We start from the raw sequence: 516 nt of genomic DNA, 5'->3' as shown, positions 1-516 counted from the left end.
ATCCACCCGTAGTGCGACTGTGCTGAGGGCTGGGATTGCTTAGCGTACGATTTTTTCCGAATTCTGAAGTCACCCCTTGCACATCGGCTTTCTGCGCATGACTGGCCGGCCGCTCGGCTCGTACAAGCAGATACCCACGGTTCTCTGGCGACATCTTGGCCGGCAACTGAATGTAAAGCCGCCAGACCTCGGCACGTTACGTTCACTTTACGATGGCAACCTCAAGACCTTATCCGACCACCAGCGCTTTGCTCGGGACGCCATCAATTTTCGCGCCGTCGCGGAACATCAACGTCGGTATGTCATCCGTTGGCTCAAGGAACAACTCACCGGTCGCCCGGAACGCGGACAGTTGACGAACTATCTCAAACGTTGGTTCTACGACCATCGCATAGTGATACCACCGGAGCGCATGCTCAGGCAGTTTGTCGTCCAGGCCGTACGCGACATTGAGGGGCAACTGCACGGCGCGCTCGAGCAGGCTGTAGGTATGGAAAAACTCGAGAGTTGGGCGCG

Annotated in this window: 1 pseudogene; it reads left to right on the top strand. The window is 57.0% G+C overall.

Annotated elements, in window-relative coordinates:
* Window positions 1–76: 76 nt before the first annotated feature.
* A pseudogene (locus BST28156_RS34600) lies at window positions 77–516 on the top strand (DUF4158 domain-containing protein); the annotation flags it as partial.

Source organism: Burkholderia pseudomultivorans (genome assembly GCF_902499075.1).
Classification (GTDB): Bacteria; Pseudomonadota; Gammaproteobacteria; order Burkholderiales; family Burkholderiaceae; genus Burkholderia; species Burkholderia pseudomultivorans.
The sequence above is the reverse complement of the archived record's forward strand: the minus strand, read 5'-3'. Positions and strand labels throughout refer to the sequence as shown.